Raw genomic sequence first — 21,246 nt, 5'->3', positions numbered from 1 at the left:
TCCAAGGCCGAAGATCTCACGCGCCGTCGCTCGCCCGCGGAGCGTTGCCAGTGCGTGAAGAAAGGGATGAACACACCCTATACAGGGGATTCATATTGCCATCTCGGCGTGGACTTGGATGGTAGGAGGGCATTCGCCGTTCGGCAACCGGCGCTACAGTGGCAATCGTCCTCAACCATGTTTGGAGCCCTATGCGCATAGCCTTTGTGACGCGAGTTTTTTTTCTGGTCTTCGTCGGGTTTGCATGCGCCGGGTGTGGCGATTCGCTCACAAAGATCGATGCCCGCACCGATGCCCTCCTCCGCGAGCGAGCCGAACTGATGGGCGAAGATTCTGTCCGACCCCGAACGGAATACTCCCCTCGGCAGAGGCTTTCGCGGTCCGATCCGGCCTACGGCACGCCGAATACGACCAACCCCGGGTCCTCCAGGCTCACATTCACGGTTGCTGACGAGACCCGGGACATTGAAGCCCAACTCGCTTTGTACGCGACCGAGCAGACTGGCGATGACGCTGAAGAACTAACACTGATTGAGGCATTTCGCATCACGCAGACGTATTCGCGTGAGTTTCGCCGGGCAGAGGAAGACTACATCCTGGCAGCCATCCGCCTGCTGATTGAGCAGCATCGCTGGGGACCAAGATTCTTTGCTGACACTTCAACGTCTATCTCGGGTGCGGGCGATGATGGAAACTTTCAGCACGCACTTGGCATCGTGAACTCGCTACGAGCGACACAGCGTCTGCCCTATGGTGGGGAAGTCGAGGCGCGTCTGGTCTGGAATGCCACCGAACAACTTCGGCGGACTGCTTCGGGTCGTTATCGCCAGAGCACCGATCTCGTTCTGTCTGGCAACATTCCGTTGCTCCGAGGCGCGGGGATGGCAGCGAGAGAAGACCTGATTCAACGCGAGCGCGATCTCGTGTACGCCGCCCGTTCATTCGAACGCTTCAGGCGCGAGCTGCTTGTGGACATTGCCAGCGATTACTTCAACCTGATTGCGCAAATGAAGCGCATCCGCAACCAGGAAATGCAACTGCAGGGGTTGATCGGGCTGGAGACTCAGACTGCTGCGCTGGTTGATGCCGGACGCCGGCGCGAGTTTCAGAAGCAACTCACGCGGAACGAAGTGCTCAATGCCAAGTCGGATCTGGCCAACTTTCAGGAGACGTATCGGTTGCAACTTGATCGTTTCAAGACTCGCATCGGTGTCAAACTTGACGACTCGATTCGGATCGTGGATCTGATGTTGTCGCTGGTTGAGCCGCAAGCGACACTTGAAGCCGCGACCAACGCGGGACTGACATACCGGCTGGATCTTCAGAATCAGCGGGATCAGTTGGCCGACTCCAGACGGCAGGTTGAGGTGGTGCGGAATCAGTTGCTGCCGGATCTGAGCCTCTCCGGGCGCATCCTGATCCCGACGGATCCGGCTGATCGGGAGGGCGGTTTCGGGCTTGATCCCAACGAACTCGACTACCTGGCTCAGATGACACTGGCGCTCCCGGTCGATCGCGAGATCGAAAGGCTGAACCTGCGAAGTTCGATCATTTCACTCGAGCGCGCTCAGCGCGCGTACGAGCAATCGCGCGACAATGTCACGATCGAATCGCGTGCGGCGCTGCGAGCGGTGGACCTTGCGAGATTCCGCCTCGATCTTGCTGAGCAGCAGGTCGACATCAACGAGTTGCGACTCGAGGAGCAGCGAGCGCGAGCTGAAGAAGTGGACCCGCAGTCTGTCGTCGATACGCAAGAGCAGCTCAACAATGCTCGCAACGCGCGCGATCAGGCTCGCTCGGATCTTCAGATCGCGATCCTGCGGTATCTACTCCAGACAGGGCAATTGCGTGTTGGGCGCGATGGGTGGCTCGAACCCCCCGAGGGCATGCCTGAAGTGGTCGAAGTCATGATTATTGACGACACTTCGAGTTCGCCGGACTATCCTGTCGAGCCCAATCCAGACCCGACTATGAACGATGGAGACTGAGTCATGAACATAAAAGTATTGCTGGCAAGCACGCTCTTGTTCAGTGTGATGCTGACGGGTGGCTGCAACTCCCAAGGCACATCAACTCCCGACAAGAAGCAGGAACAAACCCAGGCGAAGCCCGAGCCCGCCGCTGCGCCGTCTTACCCGATCAAGGAGAACGCTGTGTACGTAAAACTGACCACAAGCATGGGCACGATGGTGCTCGAGCTTGACGCTGAAAAAGCCCCCATTTCGACTGAGAACTTTCTCTCGTATGTCGACGCCGGCAGCTACGACGGCACGATCTTCCACCGCGTGATCGAAGGGTTCATGATTCAGGGCGGTGGCTTCGAGCCAGATATGCGGCAACGCCCCACGCAGGACCAGATTGCCAACGAATGGCAGAACGGCCTGAAGAATATGAAGTACACAATTGCGATGGCCCGACTCGGCAACCGCCCAGACTCCGCCACATCGCAGTTCTTCATCAATGTTTCGGACAACTCGTTCCTCGATCAGCCTCGCGACGGCGCGGGGTACGCTGTGTTCGGCAAAGTTGTCGAGGGCCGGGATGTGGTCGATTCCATCGGTGGCGTCGCTACTGGAAATCGCGGCGGCCACGGTGACGTTCCCCTGACACCTGTGGTCATTCTCAAGGCTGAGAAGGTCAAGACAGGCGGGTAACGCATCCACACTCGGCGTTTGGCGCCATGATCGATTTTGACGCCCCAGTTCAACGCCCTGTACACCCGGCGTCACTTCCGATCGAAGAGTTGTTGCGCGCGTGTTCGATTACGACGCGCCGTTCCGGAGGCCCGGGCGGGCAACGTCGCAACAAGGTCGAAACCGCGATCGAACTTCTTCACACCCCCACCGGCATCGCAGCCGCAGCAAGCGAGCGCCGTAGCGTGAATGAGAATCGCCCGGTGGCTGTGCGCCGATTGCGCCTCGCACTGGCGACCGAGATTCGTATGGCGGTGCCTTCGGGGGAGATTCGATCCGACCTGTGGCGGGCACGGTGCCGCAATGGACGCATTGTCTGCAATCCATTGCACTGGGATTACCCGAGTCTGCTCGCTGAGGCTCTGGATGTCCTCGAAGCCTGCGGCTATGACTCGGCCAAGGCAGCGATCCGTCTCGAATGTACGACCTCGCAGCTGCACAAGCTGATCCAGAATCAACCACCCGCCTGGGCCAAGTTGAATCAGGAGCGAGTTCGGCACGGTATGCATTCGCTCAAATAGCCCCGTACACTGTCCGATCAGAATCGCGATGATGGAAATCCGCTTGCATGAGATCGAGTCAGTGGAGATGATTGAAAGAACCGATCGATGAGCGCATCTCTATGCTCTAGGTGCAGGCGTTATGAACGAGCGTGAGGCCCGAATGCCGGGCTTTGAATCATTTGAGGGAGAATCGGATGAAGCAGTTGCGATTTCGTGTGTTGGCGTGTGCGGCGATTGTTGCGGCTTGCGGAACGGCAGCATCGGCTCAGGACTTCCCGCCGTTCGACAAGGTGAGTGAGGGCCACGACAAGGTCGTCTCGACCATCGACGGTGCGGGGTCGATGTACACGGTGTATCACCGCGTCAAGGATGGGCAGTTGCTGGCGGAACTGCCGCGCAACTTCGAGTCGCAGCGATTCTTTGTTGTCGCGACCGTGGCGGGTGGCGACCCGCAAATGGGCGTCTACTCGGTCTGGCACAATCGGGTGAGCAATCCGACGAAATATGTGTATTGGAAGCGCTACGGCCGCGAACTCGCCCTGATCGAACCGAATCTGGACTATCGCGCTTCGGGCGATCGGCAGTCGCAGGTCGCAACGCAGCGTGTGAATACAGATCGCGTGCTGCTGAGCGTTCCGATTGTGACGATGGGCCCTGGTGGCGGGCCGGTGATCGACCTGGATAACCTGCTGCTGAATCAATCGAGCACGTTTTTCGGAGGGTTCACGCGTGGCGCGAGGCTGAACCTTGCTGAGGTCAAGAGCGTCAAGGCATTCCCGAACAATCTGGAACTGACCTTCGAGATGCCCAAAGCCGACGGACAGTTGGCGCAGATCCACTACTCGATCGGCATGCCTCGGAAGGACGCGAGCTATAAGCCTCGCGAGGCCGATCGTCGTGTGGGATTTTTCTATGTCTCGCACACCGATCGCAGTCGCAACGATGGGGAATCGCAGACCAAACGATACATCACCCGGTGGAACGTCGAGAAGGCGGACCCGAAGCTGTCGATGAGTCCGCCGAAGCAGCCGATTGTGTACTACATCGAACACACGACACCGGTGCGGTATCGCCGTTGGGTGCGCGATGGCATTCTGGCGTGGAACAAGGCGTTCGAGCAAGCCGGGATTCTGGGCGCGATCGAGGTGTACCAGCAGGACGCTGAGAGCGGCGCGCACATGGACAAGGATCCGGAAGATCTGCGGTACAGTTTCGTGCGATGGACGAACTCACACATGGGGTTCGCGATTGGTCCGAGCCATGCGCACCCCGAGACGGGTCAGATTTTCGAAGCCGACATCGTGATGGACGAAGCATTCCTGTCCGGCTGGGCTAAGGCGCATAAGTCGTCGCTGCTCGCCTCGGCTGCGATGCTCAATATGCTGCCTGAGACAGTGGACTGGCTGGCTGAGAATCCGCAGTGGGATCCTCGCTACCTGATCGCCGATCCGGAAGATCGTCCCGCGGTGCTTGCATACATGAGCAAGGTTCGCGAAGGAACAGCAGACCCGGAGCTTGCGCCGCCGACCATGCTTCCGGGCGTGTGGCGGGATCCGCGCGACCCGCAGTTTGCCGGCATGTGCATGAGTTCGCCGATGATGGCGACCAACGTCGAGATGATGAGGCTGGCCATCAATACCGGACTGGTCGAACTCAAGGCCGATGAGAAGGAAAGCGTGCTCGATGGACTTCCCGAGTCGTTCATCGGGCCTCTGCTGCGCGATGTGATCATGCATGAAGTTGGGCACACGATGGGGCTGATGCACAACTGGAAGGGTTCGAGCGTGTATCAGTTTTCGGAAATGAACTCAGCGGAGTTCAAGGGCACCAAGCCGATTCTGACAAGCGTGATGGACTATGCTCCGACGAATGTCACGGTTGAGAGCGATGGTTTGATTCAGGGTGACTACTCTGCGATCGACATCGGACCATACGACCACTGGGCCATTGCGTGGGGATACTCCGACAAGCCCGACGAAGTGATGAAGCAATGCGCTCATCCTGAGCATGCGTTCCAGTCCGACGAAGGTTCTTCGGGCCCTGACCCGCACTCGAAGGTGTGGGATCTGGGCGAGAACTCGCTGGATTTCGCGGATTCCGAGATGCGGTTCGTTCACAAGGTGCGGTCCGAGTTGCTCGACAAGATGGTTGAGGACGGGCAGTCGTGGGTTAAGGCTCGCGAAGGATTCAACGCGTTGCTTCAGAAGCAGCTCAGCGCGATGAGCGTAGCGTCAAGCTGGATTGGCGGCGTGCACTTCAACCGCAATCACAAGGGCGACGAAGGGGCTGCCGACCCTGTGCGACCGGTGGATGTCGAACGCCAACGGCGAGCGCTGCGGTTTATCACCGAAAATGCCTTCATGGACAAGTCCTTCGGCCTGACCCCGGAGATTCTCAGCAAACTCGGTGCTCTTCAATGGTTCGATGGCCCAGGCAGCGATCGACGCGCTGACGTGCCTGTGCACGACATGGTGCTCGGTGTGCAAGGCTCCGCAATGACCATGATCCTCAATCCATCGACGCTCGGACGCGTTCTCGATAACGAGATGCGTACGCCGACCGGGCAAGACGCTCTCACAGTCCCCGAAGTCTTTGCGGAGGTGCGCGGACACGTGTGGAAGAGCCTCAAGCCTGGAGGTGGCAACGGCGAGGCACGTACTTCCTACACCGCACGCGATCCGATGATCACGAGTCTGCAACGGAACCTCCAGAGGGCGCACCTCGACCGGATGATCGCGCTCTCTACAGGAGCGTCGTGGCCAAACGCCTCGGCCAATGCCGTCACAACGCTCGCGAGGCAGGAACTTCGCGATATCGGCGCGATGATTGACAAGTCGCTGGGCATGAACGGGCTCGACCCCTACAGCCAAGCCCATCTCGCCGACGCACGCGAGCGTATCACGCGTGCGCTCGACGCAGCCTACATCCGGCGCGATTGAGAGACTGAATTGGGACAGAGTTACACGCTGGCGGGTCTGCTCCACATTGGGGCAGACCCGTTTTCATGTTGCGCTCTCTCACACCTCGTCAGTGTGTAATTGCTTCGAACTCAACCTGCGCTCAAAGATTGAACTACGACACGGAACGCGACGCTGCGAGCAGGCCAACATCCTGGAGCAAACTGCGCCATCTGGTTCGGGCGTGCATTGCACCAGGCGTCTGTGCACTAAGCCACCACACACTTGCGATACTCACCGAGAGATCGAGTGCCAGGTCTGCCAGCTGATCGTCACTCAGATCGACATACGGCGTTTCGATGCGGACTTCGGGAACGGTCCGTTCGGACTGGTCCCAAATATCGAGCGATGCCAAACGCGAAACGAGCAGCCCGCGGTCAACAGTCGACGCGATGATGTCCAGATCTGGTTCGGACCCGATGTAGGGAAATTGAACTGACCAGACAACACGCCGACACCCCAGTCGGGCGGCCTCGTGCGCGACCCGGAGCAATGCGGCACTCTGGTCAGAAGCACGCGACGACGCAGTGAGCATGGGGTGTACGACCATTTCAAAGCCATAAATCCCGGCTTGGACAGAAACAGCCTTTCGGCAGGCTTCGACTTCTGTCGGGTCAAGGTGCGATGTCAGGTCGGCAGCCCAGACGAGAGATGGTTCGGTATCGCGCGCGGTGCGGTCACTCTCGGCTGCAAGTGCCACGAGACCCGCAATGGAGCCGTCTATGAGGAGGAGTGTTCTGGACACGAGGTGTCTATCGGTCGCGAAATGGTTTGGGGTTCAAACTGGCTCTCAGGAAACACGAGGAGTGGTCGCAGGGAGTTTTTGCGGTATCGGACGCGCAAGGCAGCCGTTTACTCTGACTAACTCTTGGACGTAAAGCTTTTATCAGTATGGGATTGCGATTACTGTCCTGCACATCGGGAGATGCTGAATTCGACTGAAGTGTTGAATATCCCTCTTTTAGGGTAGACGGTGCCGGATTATTCTGACATAATGCCAGCGACCATCGTACTTTGGAGAAATGTTGCTTTTCTGGGGAGGCACTGTCATGAAGTCGAGTTTTGTCGTTGCGTTCGCTGCCGGGCTTGCTGTCGGAGCCTCAGCCTTGGCTGACTCGGAATGGGCTTCGGCCCAAGTCGGAAACTGGTCGCTGGCGAGCAACTGGGCGCCGATGAATGTCCCGGATCTTGCGACTGAACTTGCCACTATTGCGGTTGGTCCCGGTGCGTATACCGTCACGCTGGACTTGGGCATGCCCGCTGTGACCACGATCCGCGGCCTGGTGTTGAGCCACCCAGAGGCAACACTGAACATGGTTGGTGGGCGCACGCTTTCGATCGCCGGCGGGATCTTTCAGAACGATGGTGCTGTGCGCATGAACTCCAATGGCACTTCATCTGATTCCGTACTCGATTTCGCCAGCACCACTTCGATCGTGGGCTCGGGCACTATTCGTATGCTCGGCGGGGGAGATGACTCGAGAATCATGTCGAGCAATGGTGCGATCGTCACGAATGAATCGACGATTCTCGGGCGAGGCGAGATCCATGCTGCGTTGGTCAATACTGCGAACGGATTGATCGCTGCGGATGTGTCGGGGGGAAATTTGCTTGTCATGCGAACCTATGACAAGGTGAATGCGGGCATCATGCGTGCGCAAAGCGGCGCGGTCCTGACGTTCTTCGGCATCGGCGTCGACAACACTGGCGGGCTCATCGAGGCAGATGCTGCGACGGTGCAGTTCACGGGTACGGGCTCAGTGACGGGTGGTTCGATCGCTGCGATCAATGGCGGAGCAATCCTCCTCCCGCCCAGCACGACGACTTCCTTCACGGACCTTTCGATTGCAGGATCGACCAATCTGCAGGGTGGAGCCGAGGTTCAGTTGCTTGGCACAGGGATCACCAACACGGGGACGATCACGGTTAACAGTAACGGTTCATCAACGGATGCTGTGATTCGAGCGATGAACAGTGTCCAGATCAGCGGCGGTGGCTCAATCGTTCTCCAGGGCGCATCCGCTGATAGTCGACTCGAGACCGAGCCTGGTGCGGTGCTCACCATCGGCAGCAATCAGTCGGTCGTCGGACGTGGGCAGATCAATGCTGCGCTTGTCAACAACGGGCTGCTGCATGCGAATGTCGTGAACAACAGCATGGAGTTCCGATCGCAGGACAAGACGAACAACGGCACGATGCGGGCGTCGAGCGGGGGCGTTCTCAATATTCAAGGCATGACTGTCAACAATTCCTCTGGCCAGATGATCGCCGATGGCGGAACCGTGCATTTCCCAAGCGGCACGACGAGCATCATTGGCGGCACGATCTCGACGCTCAATGGAGGCAGTGTGACGATGCTGTCCGGCGCGACGTCGAACTGGACGAACGTATCGCTTTCCGGTTCCATGTTCATGAATGGTGGAGCAGAACTCAATGTGCTCGGAACGGGGCTGACCAACAACGCGAGCATCATCGTCAATAACAACGGATCAGCATCAGACGCAGTGTTGAGGGCCATGGTTTCGGCAACGATCAATGGCACCGGCTCCATCACGTTGCAAGGCTTTGCGGGCGACAGTCGAATTGAAACCGAACCGGGAGCCGTGCTTACCATCGGCAACAATCAGTCCGTCATCGGGCGCGGGCAGATCAATGCTGCGCTCGTCAACAACGGGCTTCTGCATGCGAATTTCAACAGCAACAGCATGGAGTTTCGATCGGAGAACAAGACGAATAACGGCACGATGCGGGCAACCAATGGGGGCACTCTGAATCTTCAGAACATGTCGCTGGACAACACCCTCGGAGCCATTGAACTCGATGGGGGCACACTGCTTTTCCCGACCGGCACGACAAGCATCGTGGGCGGAACTATCGCGGCGACTAATGGTGGGAGCGTCTTGTTTCAATCTGGTGGGACTTCTACCTGGACTGAGGTTGAAGTCTCGGGCGCGGTGAACTTCAACGGCGGCGGAGTGCTCGAACTCGCTGGCGCTGGCACCATCAATAACGCTGAGATTGTTGTTAACAACAATGGGTCTTCCACAGATGCTGTGATCCGGGCTATCAATAGCACGACGATCAGTGGAGTCGGGAGTATCCAACTCCAAGGCAATGCGGATGACAGCCGGATTGAAACCGAACCAGGAGCGTTGCTCACGCTCGGGAGCGGGCAAGCCGTCAGGGGGCGGGGGCAGGTCAACGGCGCGATCATCAATGATGGCTTGATCAGTGCAAACATGCCGGGCGGGATCATGCAGCTGCGCGGACTCGACAAGACAAATCATGCGACCATGCAGGCGACCAACAGCGGCTTTCTCGATCTGCACGGTATTACACTCACTCAGTCATCCACCGGAATCTTGCTCGCTGATGGCGGTGCAGTCCGCTTCCCGTCTGGCACAGCGAGCGTGACAGGAGGCACATTCGCCACAGTCAATGCAGGAGTTGTAAATCTGTTCAGTGGAGCGACAGCCAATCTCTCGGATCTCACGCTTTCTGGTTCCGTCACCCTTAATGGCGGCGCAGACTTGCGAGCCACCGGACCGGGCATCATCAATGACGCACTGATCATGGTCAACAACAACGGTTCGGCGAATGACGCTCACGTCACGATCGAAGACGGTGCAACGATCGGTGGCAGCGGTACTATCTGGCTTCAGGGGTTCACTGCCGATGCGCAGTTGCTCAGCACCGGCACTGGCACCATCGGGCCAGATCAGACCGTCATTGGTCGAGGACAGATTTCGGAAGGCACGATCAACCTCGAAGGTATTCTTGCTCCAGGCCTCGGCGGAGTGGGAACCATGGATCATGCGGCGAATCTGAACCTTATGCCGAGCAGCATCTTCGACCTTGAGATCGCTTCAACTGGATCTCACGATCGCCTGAATGGAACCGGAACGGTTCAGGTGGGTGGGACACTGCGGGTCAGTTTCGTTTCGGGATATACGCCGGTGAAGAATCATGCCTTCACGTTCATCAATGTTGGCGCTGTGTCGGGGAACTTCGACGCGATTGATGCTCCGCCACTGACGGGTGGCCTGGTCTACAGGATCAGTTCGACTCCCACGACGCGCCGGCTGCACATCACCTGCGGCCCGGACCTGAATCTCGATGGCGTGATCGACTTCTTCGATGTTCAGTTCTTCCTTGCCGCATTTTCGGCTCAGGAAAAGATCGGGGACTACAACGGGGATGGAATCTGGGACTTCTTTGACGTACAGGCATTCCTGAATGCTTTCAGTATCGGCTGCCCTTGATTCTGCTCGAAACTGATTCAACGGATCACGAAAAAAGAATTAGACCCAATGTGATCCAGAGTGCGGCTGCGATCATGACAATGGCGGTGTAGCCAACGATGTCTCGTGCCTTGACGCCTGTGATTGCGAGGAGCGGCAAGGCCCAGAAAGGCTGGAGCATGTTGGTGAGTTGGTCGCCATAGGCAATGGCCATGACCATCTTGCCGAGTTGCTCGGGCGCGACGCCAGCGTTGAGTGCTGCTTCGAGTGCTATTGGTCCCTGAATCGCCCATTGCCCACCGCCCGAGGGCACGAAGAGGTTGACCACGCCAGCTGAGACAAAGGTCAGAACAACCAGCCCGCCCTCACTGCTTGCGGACAGCGACGACGTGAGCATGGCGGTCAATCCACTCGACTTCATCAGCACCATGATGCCCGCGTACAGCGGAAACTGAAGGATGATTGCACCACAAGCTCGTGCAGCTTCGTCGATGGCTGCAACATATCGGCTCGGAGTGCCGTGCAAGGCGAGTCCGATGAGCAACATTGACAGATTCACGATGTTGGGGTTGAGACGAGTGATGCCAGACTGGCTCAGATCGGAAGGGAAGTAGAACCGCCACGCCCATGTGCCGATCAGCGCAACAAGCACGAGCGTCATGATGGGCGTGTCTTCGAGTATGCGCGGCAAGAAGGGCTTGTGAATACGGAGCGCAGGTTTTGGAGATGGAATCTCAGACTGCGGTGCGAGATTCAACCCTTGCTTCGGACTCAGTGCACCCAACAGCAGAGGCATCAGAACGACCAAGCCCCCGGTCACGAAGAGATTCATCGGGCTGAGAATGGTCTCATTGAGCGCGAGTGGCAGAACGCGCGATTGCGAGCCGAAAACTTCTGTGATGTCGGACGCGGTGGTCATCTTGAGCGGTGCCGAGCCTGAGAATCCACCATGCCAGACGAGCATGCCGAGATATCCAGCGGCAGCGAGGAGGGGCATGTGTACCGCAACGCCGCGATTGCGCAAGGCACTCCCGACTTGATTGGCCAGTACCGCTCCCGCGATGAGTCCAAGACCCCAGTTGAGTACGCCGAGTATCGCCGAGGTGAACGCTACGAGTACAACGGCTTGCCCACCGGTACGAGGCACGCGTGCAGCTCTCCGAATGATCGCTGCGACAGGAGGGCTGCTGGCAACCGCATGCCCGGTGACGAGTACAAGGCACATCTGCATGCCAAAGGCAAGCAATGACCACACACCGTCCGCCCAGATATCGACGAGATCGAGCGCGCCGAGAGGTGATGCGGGGAGAGTCAGTGCGAGAATGAACGTCGTTGCGGTGAGGAGAATCGCGAGCACGAACGGATCTGGAGCTGTTCGCTGAAAGAACCCACTGAGGCGCAAGCCGAGCGCAGCGATCACGGATGCAACCTCCGCAATGCCGCCAATCGTTTGGCCGCTTCTTGGAGTGTGGCCTGTGTCTTGCAGAACGCGAATCGGACGAGTGTTTTACCGCCAGCACCATCGCGATAAAATGCACTGGGTGGAATAGCTGCCACACCAATATCTCGCGTCAGAAATCGGCACAATGCGACATCGTCCTCGAGGCCCAGTCGAGTGCTCAGCCTCGAATGGTCAGCGATGATGAAGTAGGTCCCTTCGGGAGCAATCGGATCGAAGCCGACATCAGCAAGTACGTTAAGCATGAAACTACGAGCCGTTGTGTATTGCGCCCGCAGCATTTCGATGTACGCTCGCTCATGTCGCAACGCATGTGCGGCTCCGTGCTGAAGAGGCGTTGATACTGCATAGGCCAGGAACTGATGCGCCGAACGCAGCGCCCGGGTCAGGTCCTCGGGTCCAATCGCCCATCCGATCTTCCAACCAGTCAGGCTGAAGGTTTTTCCTATACTCGAAAGTGTGAGAGTGCGCTCACGCATGCCGGGCAGCATCGCGAGCGAACAGTGTGGCCGGTCGGTTTCGTACGTCAGCGTTTCATACACCTCATCGGTGATTGCGATAACGTTGTGCTCGACACACAAGCTCGCAATCAGTTGCAACTCGTCAAGTGAGAACACTTTGCCAGTCGGGTTGTGTGGTGTGTTGAGGAGTACGGCTCGTGGCTTGTTCGCAAACGCTGCTCGCAGATCATGTTCATCGAACACAAATCTGCCATCTACCGGTTGAAGCGAAACTGGCAGAACGTCCGCTTCGGCCATGGCGAGATCGGGCAAGTATGCATCGTAGAAAGGCTCGAAGACAACGACGGCATCACCGGGTTCGATCAGCCCAAGCATGGCTGCTGCGAGCGCGCCTGTGCAGCCATTCGTGATCGTGATTTCGCGAGCAGTATCGGCGTCAAGACCGGTTGAGTTCTTCCACCACTCTGCAACAGCCTCGCGCAGCACCGGCACGCCGGGCATCGGCGCATACTGGTTGTGTCCCGAGTCCATAGCACGGGCCGCTGCGTTTTGCACTTCCTTCGGCCCATCAAAATCAGGAAAGCCTTGCGAAAGATTTACCGCGCTGTGCTGCTGAGCAAGCGAGGTCATCTCTGCAAAGATCGTGGTACCGAACGGGCGTAGGCGCGTCGCTGTCGTACTCATGGCATGGGACGATACCACATCTGCAACCGTCACGTCGAGAGGGCTGTGGCCAGAGAAGTCAGCCCACTCCCGGCGGGAGTTGCTCGGTACTGGGTACGAACTCCGGGACGGGTGGATTGGGAACTGCATCGGTCCCGCGAGGTGCAGCAGCAGCCAGCCACGCGGCAAGCCAGATGACGAGCATCATGCCTGCATGCCAGACGAGCACCAGGCCCGTCTGTTTGAAGGTCAGCCGGAACAGAAACCAGACGACGACCGTAAACCCGGCAGCCCCGAGTAACCAATCGTCAACTCGAGACGGAATCGGTGTTCCGGTCTCGTATAGCAACGAGAAAGCTGCTGAGGCGGTCAGCATGCGCACGGCGAACAATTCCGGCTCGGCGACTCGTGTGCCGAGGCATCTGGCTGCAGCGATTGCGGCGAGTGTTCCAATCATGCCACTGACCGCGACGGTCAGCACCACTCTAACGAGAGCCGCCGCCAGTGCGGTGAGCGTGCCATCACCCGCACGTACCCCTGCGATTACCAGCGCCAAAAGCAGCACCGCGCCAAACATCCACAGTGTCGCGCGCAGTTTGCCGAATCCCCCGACGAACGGCACTGTCGAAGCCTCGGCAACTGATGCGGGCGTTCGAAACTTCTCGTCCTCAGCAGGTACGGTTGGCGAGGGTGACTGACTCACGCTCGAAGGAGAGTGTTTCGAACTCTCTTCGGCTGAGTCCGCGGGTTCGAGTTCATAGGTCCAAGGCGTGTCGGTCGTCGCATCCGGATGCTGCTTCTGCTCCGAGTTCTTCGGATCTGTCGCTTCGTTCTCAGGATTGTTCATTTTTGAATCTCCGGTTGCGCGATCGAGTTGGTCTCCGCGTCAATCCGCCAAAAAGAAAGTACTCCATCAACTCGTGCCCATGCCTGACGAAGAGGTCGCTCTGAGCTGCATCGCGTTCGGTCCACCGTCGCAACACGGCTGCTCGAATCCATGCTCCTGCCATGATGATTGGTACGGGATCGTTGTGCTCCATTCCATTCTTGTCGACAACCCGTGTCGGCATGACGAGCATTCTCCAACCGGACGCAAACCCGCTTGATGCAGCACTGGTTGCGGGCTGCACTTCCGGGTTTCCCTCACTGAACAACCTATTGAGCAGAGGACCGACAAACTCGGAATCAACTGCCTCGAGTGGTGTGTTCGTGATGCGCACGATGACAACGTCGTTTGTGTCAATCGCTTCGATCGCAATCCTTGCCAAGTCGCCGAGCGTGACTTCCACGGCCACAATCGCTTCAATCTCCAGCAAACGTGCCAGTCCGATCGCGATCCCGCGACGATCGACAACGCACGCACTCAGACCAGTACGTTCCTTGAACCCTGGCACATGTGGGCGGGGAGAAGGCTGTGTGACCCACGCGAGATTTGCCGGTAACAGTCCCTGCTCAACTCTGGCCAGGTTGATTTCATGCTCGCGGAGAAACTCATGCGAGGTGCGTACAAGGGCTGCGAGTGCATCGGCCTCACCGGGAATGCCACCCGCCGGCAGGAGTGTATCAAATGCCTCTCCCAACACTGGAACCTCGGTCCGCACGCCACGAAACGAGTGCCCAACTGACTCGATCAGCACCGCACGCCGCCCACCAACGTGATGTACTGCGACATTGCGTCCTCGCCCGCGCCAAAACGCCGCCAGATCATCGAACAGCCCCACCGCTTCGCGTTCAGGAATGGAGACGGGTTCAAGAATTTCGCCAGCGCCCTCTGCATCGCGATCGATCACGGTGATGAGTTCAACAGACGCGACAACCGAGCCCGGCTCTATGTCCACTCCCTGCGATATTGCGTCAAGTACGCCGCGCGTAATGCCCGCACCCAGAGGCTCAATTCCGAAGGCCGACACCATCGCGATTTCCTCGTCCGGCGTGCATCCCTCGGGTATAAATGCCGCGGCCCCGACTCGCCCCGTGCGAGCCAACGCAGCGAGATTCGGCAGCACCGCCGCCTCGAGCGCAGTGGACACCGAAGCATCTTCGGGCACTGGTTCTGCCGATCCTTCGACAATGAGAATCACGTACTTCACGCCTCAAGCCTACACCCGATAGGAGCGATTGGCAGCGTGCCCGCCTATCCTCGCGACATGCCGACTAACCATTCGCATTTCGACCCGAGTGCAGCCGCTGTGGCGGGTGACGCCGTGTTTGGGCTCCCATTCACGCGAGAGCAGGCATCCGTCGTGCTCCTGCCAATTCCATTCGACGCTACGACATCGTACCGTCCGGGCACGAGTCACGGTCCCGAAGCCATTCGCACCGCCTCGGCGCAAGTCGATCTTTACGACCACCGCTTCGGCCGCATCTACGAGCGAGGCATCTGGATGGCACCACACGATGCAACGATTCAAGCCTGGTCACGTGAAGCCCGTGCACTGGCTGAACCCCTGATTGCCAAGGGCGGAGCCGAGGAATCAGACCGGGCTGTCCTCGACGCCATCGACGCAATCGGACTTCGGCTTCGCGAGCGTGTTCATCATGAATCGCTTGCCATTCTTGCTGCTGGGCAAACGCCTGGTATCATCGGCGGAGAACACTCGGTCTCGCTCGGAGCCATCGAAGCCTGTTACGAACATTTCGGGAACATCGGCCTTCTTCAGATCGACGCTCACATGGATTTTCGCGAAGCCTTCGAAGGATTTCGCTGGTCCCACGCCTCCATACTTTACAACGTTCTCGAAACCCAGCCGCGAGTGGTGAAAGTCGCACAAGTCGGCATTCGCGACTATTGCGAGCCTGAGCGTGACTATGCCGTCGCTGCGGGCGATCGGGTTCGCACCTGGTTCTGGGAGGATATCGTGGACGCCCTCGACTCGGGTCGCAGCCTGACGAACCTCTGGAGTGAAGTCATCAACTCACTACCCGAACGCGTGTACGTTACCTTTGACATCGATGGCCTCGACCCGAAACTATGCCCGCACACCGGCACGCCGGTCCCTGGCGGGCTCAGTTTCGATCAGGCGATCCTGCTCCTGAAAGCACTCAAGGACTCTGGCAAGCACGTCGTCGGATTCGATCTGGTCGAAGTCGCGCCGGGTCCGGCAGACGCGCCCGAATGGGACGCGAATGTCGGTGCGAGAATGCTCTACAAAATGTGTGCGCTCGCTGGGCGGGCGTGATCCCAGTTGCAAGTCCTAAGCCAGTCCTTGGACTCAACCAAATGCTTTCTGGTAGTCCTTGATGAACTTCTCAAGCCCGAGATCGGTCAGCGGGTGCTGCATGCACTGGCGAATGACACTGAACGGCACTGTCGCCACATCCGCGCCGGCTATCGCACAATCGACCATGTGCTTGGGATGACGAATGGACGCTGCGAGCAGTTTTGTTTCGTAGCCATAGTTGTCGTAAATCTGCCGTATTTGTGCGATGACGTCCATGCCGTCGTGCGCGATGTCATCCAGGCGACCGATGAATGGGCTTACGAGAAACGCCCCGGCCTTGGCGACCATCCACGCTTGCAAAGGCTGGAAGACCAGCGTCATGTTGGTGCGGATTCCGTCACTCGACAAGGCTTTGCACGCTTTGAGCCCGTCAATTGTACTCGGCAGTTTTACAACGATATTCGACGCGATCTTCGCTCGCTCGCGCCCTTCGCGAATCATGCCTTCGGCATCAACTGCAATTACCTCGGCCGAAACCGGCCCGGAGACAATCGCGCAGATCTCAGCCAGCCGTTTGCCGTAGTCGATACCTTCCTTAGCAATCAGCGACGGGTTAGTTGTGACGCCATCAAGCACGCCGAGGTCGCTCGCCTGACGAATCTCATCGAGGTTTGCAGTGTCGATGTACAATTCCATGTGGTGTTCCTCTCAATGCTCGGCAACGGTAGCATCGCCGATCCTGCCGAGTGCGATGACCGACGCTATCGCATGCGAGTCTGTGTGTGAAAGCGAGATCAGCCACTCGTCGATTCCCTGCCCCCGAGCAACATCGGCCGCCCGCCCGTTCAATGCCAGACTGGGCGCACCATCAGGGGCTCGTCTGACTTCGATATCCGTCCAGTGAATGCCGTTGGTGAGCCCCGTTCCAAGAGCCTTGAGTACGGCCTCCTTGGCTGCAAATCGCGCAGCCAGATGTTCATCTCGACGCCGCCGATCGCCAGCGTACTCCCGTTCATCCGTCGTGAAGCAGCGCTTCAGAAAAGTCTCTCCGTGCGATTCGATCATAGAGCCGATGCGAATGACTTCGACGAGGTCGATGCCGTGCGCGATTGGCTGCATGATTCGACCGCCTTGCACAAGTTAGTCCTTGTCAGATTTGTTCGTTTTGGTCGACTTTGCCTGCTCCTTGGCAGGCTTCAAAACAGGCTCGCCCTTCGCCTTTGATTCGGAAGACGCCTCACCACCGGACACGCTCGTCTTCGAGCCCGAAGAAGCATCATTGCTTGTCGAACCCTGATCGGCTGCTGCGGCCTTCTTGTATGACTCCGGACGATAATCCGTCTGATAGAACCCGGATCCTTTGAAAAGCACTGCGGCTCCAGTCCCGATGAGGCGTTCGAGTGTGTTCTTGCCACACTTCGGGCACTTGCGTTTTGCCTTCTCTGACATTGACTGAAAAATCTCAAGCGTGTGGCTGCACGAGTTGCACTTATAATCGTACGTCGGCATTGCTCACGCCCCTTCCGATTGGCCGGATTCTCGGCTGGTCTGCACGGCGGCAACGGATACTTTCGCCGGTCGGATGACGCGGTCACCCATGCGATATCCGACTCCAAAGGTCTGCACGACACGCCCCGGATCAACCTCTGGCGATGCTTGCTGGAGCATGGCCTCATGCGCCGCGGGATCAAACTCGTCATTGGGTTTTGGCTCGATCGCTGTTACACCAAAACCCGCGAGAACCCGCATCAGTTCATCGCGAATCATGCGCACTCCGCCGACAATCTGCTCCGCAGTGCTCTTCGATGAGTCCTGCCCGAGTGCCAGGTCGAACTGATCCATCACTGGAATAACACTGCGAATCGCTCCAATGGTTGCCTGCGACCTGGCCTCACGTTCGTTCGTTGAAGCGCGCCTTTGAAAGTTCGCAAAATCTGCTGCAAGCCTTTGAAACCGCCCAAACAATTCGTCGTACTCGGCCATCGATGCACGCAGCGCGAGCACGATATCCTCGGCTCCAGTCGGGACCTCAAGGTCACCTCGGCGCACGGCCTCTCGTACCTGCTCAACCATGCCCAAGTCATTGCGTTGTGCGTCCTGCTCGCTTGTCATGTCGCTTTCCGTATCTTGGGTCATGCTTTGCACTCCGCCACAATGTAATGTGTCGCTCAAATCGATCAAGAACCGCCGAGAAGATCCTTCATCCGCTTCCAGAAGCCGTGGCTCTCGGGCATCACACGATGGTCCTCGGTTGCTGCGAAGTCTCGCAGCAGTTTCTCCTGAGTCGAAGTCAGTTTTTTGGGGATCTCTATCCGAGCGACGACGATCTGATCTCCCCGCCGACCATTGCGAAGATCTGGCAAACCCTTTCCTTCGAGCCGGAAGATCGCTCCGTGCTGTGTACCACGCGGTATCGTAAACGTCTGCGAGCCATCGAGCGTCGGCACCTCCACCTCGGCCCCGAGCGAAGCCTGTGTGAAGGTGATCGGCATCTCCATCATCAGATGATCGCCCTCGCGCACGAACAATTCATGTGACTTGACATTGACGACTACATGCAGATCGCCACGCATCCCGTCGCCATTGACCGACGCTTCAGTCGCAGGTGGCTCGCCCTCGCCCTGCACGCGCACAGCCTGGCCGTGATGAATCCCACGAGGAATCTTGACGTTCAGCGTGCGCTTTTTCGGCACGCGCCCCTTGCCTCGGCACGAGCCGCATTTTTCCTCAATGACCGTCCCGCGCCCGCGGCAATGCGGACACGCTACAACCATGCGGAACATCCCGCCGAGGCCCGCTTGCTGAACTTTGCCGTGTCCGCCACATGTCTCGCACGTCTTGGGTTTTGTGCCAACCTTTGCACCATCACCCCCGCAGGTTTCGCACACATCCATGCGTGTGAATTCGACTTCGCGCTCGCAGCCATTGAGTACGTCGGTAAGGCTCAGCGAGACTTCTGTTTCCAGGTCGTATCCACGAGCGACTCGCCGTCCTCCGCCGCGTGCTCCGCCGCCGCCGAAGATGTCGTTAAACATCGAGAAGATATCTTCGACATTCATGCGGCTGAAGTCATGCGCCGCCGCGCCCGCTCCGCGAAGCCCCTCGTGCCCGAACTGGTCATACCGCGCTCGGCGTTCGGGGTCAGAAAGCACCTCATACGCTTCGGCACATTCCTTGAATTTTGCCTCGGCCTCGGCGTCGCCCGGATTGCGGTCCGGGTGATATTTCATCGCCAAACGCCGATACGCGCGCTTGATCTCCTCGCCGTCCGTCGTGCGTTCGACGCTGAGAACTTCGTAGTAGTCACGCGTGGTAGGCATGCTGCTCCAATGGTCGCGCTTGCTTGCGAATCAGCCCCGCGACGGCTTCCCATCGAGGGGCTGTCTCATAGTCATGGTTTCCGAGAGCGATCGCGAACAATCGCCCTCGGTGCCTCTTCTCCTCTTCCGACTCAGCTCACCGCGCCAACAACTGGCTTGGCTTCCTCTTTCAGATCCGTCACCATGACATCGGTCGTCAGCATCAGACCCGCAACACTCGCTGCATTGACCAGTGCACTCTTGGCCACCAGCGCCGGATCGATGATCCCTGCTTTGATCAGGTCGATGTAGTCGCCTGAAGAAGCGTCAAGTCCGAAGCCCCCTTCGCCACTGAGAATTGCTTCGACAGCAAGATCGCCGTCATACCCGGCGTTCTGAGCGATCTGCCACGCCGGGAACTCAACCGCCTTGGCAACGATGTCAAAGCCAATCTTCTCGTCGCCCTTGGCCTTCTTCTTCGCATTATCGATTGCGCCGATCGTCCGCAACAGTGCCACGCCGCCGCCCGGCACATACCCGTTCTTGGCCGCAGCCCGTGTTGCGTGCATCGCGTCGTCGACCAGATCCTTGAGAGCTTTCTGCGCCTGCTCGGTCGCGCCTCCGACCGACAGAATTGCAACGCCACCGGTCAACTTCGCGTGACGCTCCATCAGCTTCTCACGGTCGTAGTCACTGGTCGATTTTTCATGCTGTGAAAGAATCTGCGCCGCACGCTGATCGATGTCCTTCTTCTTGCCAGCACCTTCGATCACCGTAGTGTCATCCTTGGTCACGACGATCTTCTTCGCGCGACCAAGCTCCGTGAGTTCAACAGACTCGAGCGATCGCCCGAGATCCTCGGCAAAGTATGTTCCCGCGGTCAGCACCGCAATGTCGCCAAGCATGGCCTTGCGACGGTCACCAAAGCCAGGAGCCTTGACCGCACAAACTTTGAGCACGCCACGAAGACGATTGACAACCAACGCTGCCAATGCCTCGTTCTCGACATCTTCGGCAATGATGAGCAGTGGCTTTCCGGTGCCCGCGATCTTGTTGAGCAGCGGCAAGAGATCCGGCAGGCTGCTGATCTTCTTTTCCTGAATCAGCAGGTAGCAGTCTTCGAGCACTGCCTCGCCCGTCTTGGGGTCTGTCATGAAGTAGGGCGAAAGATATCCCTTGTCGAACTGCATGCCCTCAACATACTCCAGCGTCGTCTCCGCACTCTTGCCGTCCTCGACCTCAACGACACCATCCGGCCCGACTTTGGCTATCGCCTCGGCGATCAGTTCCCCGACCTCGGCGTTGTGATTGGCCGAGACAGTCGCAACCTTCTTGTAGTCGGCTTTGCCCTTGCACGGAATCGCCATTGCGTCAATCGCCTCTGCTGCTGCTTCGGCCGCTTTGTTGATCCCGCGCTGAAGATGAATCGGGTTGTACCCCGAAGCCACCGCCTTGAGACCTTCGTTGAAGATTGCCTGTGCCAGGACAGTCGCCGCCGTCGTGCCGTCTCCAGCGTTGTCGGCAGTGCGCTTCGCGACTTCGTGTACCATCTTTGCACCCATCGACTCGAACGGCTCAGGCAGCGTGATTTCCTTCGCCACCGTCACGCCGTCCTTGGTCACATGAGGACCGCCGTACGACTTCTCGATCACCACATGCCGCCCACTCGGGCCCATCGTGCATTTGACCGCTTCCGCAAGACGATCCACACCCTTTTTCATTTCGAGCAGGGCCGCATCGTCAAACATGATCTGCTTCTTTGCCATCGCGTTGTTCCTTCTGTGTTCTGCCTGAGAGCCTGTCGAGACT

Annotated in this window: 17 protein-coding genes; 6 read left to right on the top strand and 11 right to left on the bottom strand. The window is 58.4% G+C overall.

The features are described from left to right. Positions 1 to 191: 191 nt before the first annotated feature. From KF757_10480 to KF757_10465, 4 genes are all read left to right on the top strand, one after another. Entirely contained in the window at positions 192 to 1,988 is a 1,797-nt protein-coding gene (locus KF757_10480) for a TolC family protein (protein ID MBX3323406.1), read from the top strand. 48 nt (positions 1,989 to 2,036) lie between these two features. After that, positions 2,037 to 2,654, top strand: a complete 618-nt coding sequence (locus KF757_10475) for a peptidyl-prolyl cis-trans isomerase (GenBank protein MBX3323405.1) — start codon at positions 2,037 to 2,039, stop codon at positions 2,652 to 2,654. 26 nt (positions 2,655 to 2,680) lie between these two features. After that, entirely contained in the window at positions 2,681 to 3,214 is a 534-nt protein-coding gene (locus KF757_10470) for a peptide chain release factor-like protein (protein MBX3323404.1), read from the top strand. Positions 3,215 to 3,390: 176 nt separating this feature from the next. Next, complete coding sequence (locus KF757_10465) at positions 3,391 to 6,135, top strand: zinc-dependent metalloprotease (GenBank protein ID MBX3323403.1); 2,745 nt, start codon at positions 3,391 to 3,393, stop codon at positions 6,133 to 6,135. Between the two features lie 133 nt (positions 6,136 to 6,268). On the opposite strand, the gene KF757_10460 is transcribed toward KF757_10465, so the two are convergent. Next, positions 6,269 to 6,898 carry a hypothetical protein gene (locus tag KF757_10460; GenBank protein ID MBX3323402.1) on the bottom strand — a complete coding sequence of 210 codons (630 nt, stop codon included), beginning with the start codon at positions 6,896 to 6,898 and terminating at the stop codon, positions 6,269 to 6,271. Between the two features lie 304 nt (positions 6,899 to 7,202). Between KF757_10460 and KF757_10455 the strand changes: the two genes are divergently transcribed. Beyond that, positions 7,203 to 10,415 carry a hypothetical protein gene (locus KF757_10455; GenBank protein MBX3323401.1) on the top strand — a complete coding sequence of 1,071 codons (3,213 nt, stop codon included), beginning with the start codon at positions 7,203 to 7,205 and terminating at the stop codon, positions 10,413 to 10,415. 25 nt (positions 10,416 to 10,440) lie between these two features. Here the strand turns inward: KF757_10455 and KF757_10450 are convergent, their stop codons facing one another. The 4 genes from KF757_10450 to KF757_10435 form a co-directional block, all read right to left on the bottom strand. Further along, positions 10,441 to 11,814, bottom strand: coding sequence for a TIGR00366 family protein (locus tag KF757_10450; GenBank protein ID MBX3323400.1), 1,374 nt, complete (start codon positions 11,812 to 11,814; stop codon positions 10,441 to 10,443). Continuing rightward, entirely contained in the window at positions 11,811 to 12,944 is a 1,134-nt protein-coding gene (locus KF757_10445) for an aminotransferase class I/II-fold pyridoxal phosphate-dependent enzyme (GenBank protein MBX3323399.1), read from the bottom strand. The genes KF757_10450 and KF757_10445 overlap by 4 nt, the downstream gene beginning before the upstream one ends. Positions 12,945 to 13,056: 112 nt before the next feature. Beyond that, positions 13,057 to 13,824, bottom strand: a complete 768-nt coding sequence (locus KF757_10440) for a hypothetical protein (GenBank protein ID MBX3323398.1) — start codon at positions 13,822 to 13,824, stop codon at positions 13,057 to 13,059. Then, positions 13,811 to 15,067, bottom strand: coding sequence for a hypothetical protein (locus KF757_10435; GenBank protein ID MBX3323397.1), 1,257 nt, complete (start codon positions 15,065 to 15,067; stop codon positions 13,811 to 13,813). Before KF757_10435 ends, KF757_10440 begins: the two co-directional genes overlap by 14 nt. Before the next feature lie 36 nt (positions 15,068 to 15,103). On the opposite strand from KF757_10435, the gene speB reads away from it, so the two are divergent. Then, positions 15,104 to 16,156, top strand: coding sequence for an agmatinase (gene speB / locus KF757_10430; GenBank protein ID MBX3323396.1), 1,053 nt, complete (start codon positions 15,104 to 15,106; stop codon positions 16,154 to 16,156). A 33-nt stretch (positions 16,157 to 16,189) separates the two neighbouring features. On the opposite strand, the gene fsa is transcribed toward speB, so the two are convergent. From fsa to groL, 6 genes are all read right to left on the bottom strand, one after another. Then, positions 16,190 to 16,834, bottom strand: coding sequence for a fructose-6-phosphate aldolase (gene fsa, locus KF757_10425; protein ID MBX3323395.1), 645 nt, complete (start codon positions 16,832 to 16,834; stop codon positions 16,190 to 16,192). A gap of 12 nt (positions 16,835 to 16,846) precedes the next feature. Further along, positions 16,847 to 17,257 (bottom strand): holo-ACP synthase, encoded by a 411-nt coding sequence (gene acpS, locus KF757_10420; GenBank protein ID MBX3323394.1) that lies wholly within the window; start codon positions 17,255 to 17,257, stop codon positions 16,847 to 16,849. A 21-nt stretch (positions 17,258 to 17,278) separates the two neighbouring features. Further along, positions 17,279 to 17,647, bottom strand: coding sequence for a zinc ribbon domain-containing protein (locus tag KF757_10415; GenBank protein MBX3323393.1), 369 nt, complete (start codon positions 17,645 to 17,647; stop codon positions 17,279 to 17,281). A 3-nt stretch (positions 17,648 to 17,650) separates the two neighbouring features. Continuing rightward, the gene (locus tag KF757_10410) at positions 17,651 to 18,274 is read right to left on the bottom strand and encodes a nucleotide exchange factor GrpE (GenBank protein ID MBX3323392.1); all 624 of its coding nucleotides are present in this window, start codon (positions 18,272 to 18,274) and stop codon (positions 17,651 to 17,653) included. A gap of 41 nt (positions 18,275 to 18,315) precedes the next feature. Then, a complete protein-coding gene (gene dnaJ, locus KF757_10405) occupies positions 18,316 to 19,458 on the bottom strand; it encodes a molecular chaperone DnaJ (GenBank protein MBX3323391.1) in 1,143 nt (380 codons plus the stop codon). 131 nt (positions 19,459 to 19,589) lie between these two features. Next, positions 19,590 to 21,203 carry a chaperonin GroEL gene (gene groL / locus KF757_10400; protein ID MBX3323390.1) on the bottom strand — a complete coding sequence of 538 codons (1,614 nt, stop codon included), beginning with the start codon at positions 21,201 to 21,203 and terminating at the stop codon, positions 19,590 to 19,592. Between the last annotated feature and the right edge of the window lie 43 nt (positions 21,204 to 21,246).

This window comes from Phycisphaeraceae bacterium (assembly GCA_019636795.1).
Classification (GTDB): domain Bacteria; phylum Planctomycetota; class Phycisphaerae; order Phycisphaerales; family UBA1924; genus JAHBWW01.
The sequence above is the reverse complement of the archived record's forward strand: the minus strand, read 5'-3'. Positions and strand labels throughout refer to the sequence as shown.

What these genes read in the sequence shown, in the direction of transcription:
- KF757_10480 (MBX3323406.1), top strand. Translation starts at nt 192, where the DNA reads ATGCGCATAGCCTTTGTGACGCGAGTTTTTTTTCTGGTCTTCGTCGGG.
- KF757_10475 (MBX3323405.1), top strand. Translation starts at nt 2,037, where the DNA reads ATGCTGACGGGTGGCTGCAACTCCCAAGGCACATCAACTCCCGACAAG.
- KF757_10470 (MBX3323404.1), top strand. Translation starts at nt 2,681, where the DNA reads ATGATCGATTTTGACGCCCCAGTTCAACGCCCTGTACACCCGGCGTCA.
- KF757_10465 (MBX3323403.1), top strand. Translation starts at nt 3,391, where the DNA reads ATGAAGCAGTTGCGATTTCGTGTGTTGGCGTGTGCGGCGATTGTTGCG.
- KF757_10455 (MBX3323401.1), top strand. Translation starts at nt 7,203, where the DNA reads ATGAAGTCGAGTTTTGTCGTTGCGTTCGCTGCCGGGCTTGCTGTCGGA.
- KF757_10445 (MBX3323399.1), bottom strand. Translation starts at nt 12,944, where the DNA reads ATGACCTCGCTTGCTCAGCAGCACAGCGCGGTAAATCTTTCGCAAGGC.
- KF757_10440 (MBX3323398.1), bottom strand. Translation starts at nt 13,824, where the DNA reads ATGAACAATCCTGAGAACGAAGCGACAGATCCGAAGAACTCGGAGCAG.
- fsa (MBX3323395.1), bottom strand. Translation starts at nt 16,834, where the DNA reads ATGGAATTGTACATCGACACTGCAAACCTCGATGAGATTCGTCAGGCG.
- acpS (MBX3323394.1), bottom strand. Translation starts at nt 17,257, where the DNA reads ATGCAGCCAATCGCGCACGGCATCGACCTCGTCGAAGTCATTCGCATC.
- KF757_10415 (MBX3323393.1), bottom strand. Translation starts at nt 17,647, where the DNA reads ATGCCGACGTACGATTATAAGTGCAACTCGTGCAGCCACACGCTTGAG.
- KF757_10410 (MBX3323392.1), bottom strand. Translation starts at nt 18,274, where the DNA reads ATGACCCAAGATACGGAAAGCGACATGACAAGCGAGCAGGACGCACAA.
- dnaJ (MBX3323391.1), bottom strand. Translation starts at nt 19,458, where the DNA reads ATGCCTACCACGCGTGACTACTACGAAGTTCTCAGCGTCGAACGCACG.
- groL (MBX3323390.1), bottom strand. Translation starts at nt 21,203, where the DNA reads ATGGCAAAGAAGCAGATCATGTTTGACGATGCGGCCCTGCTCGAAATG.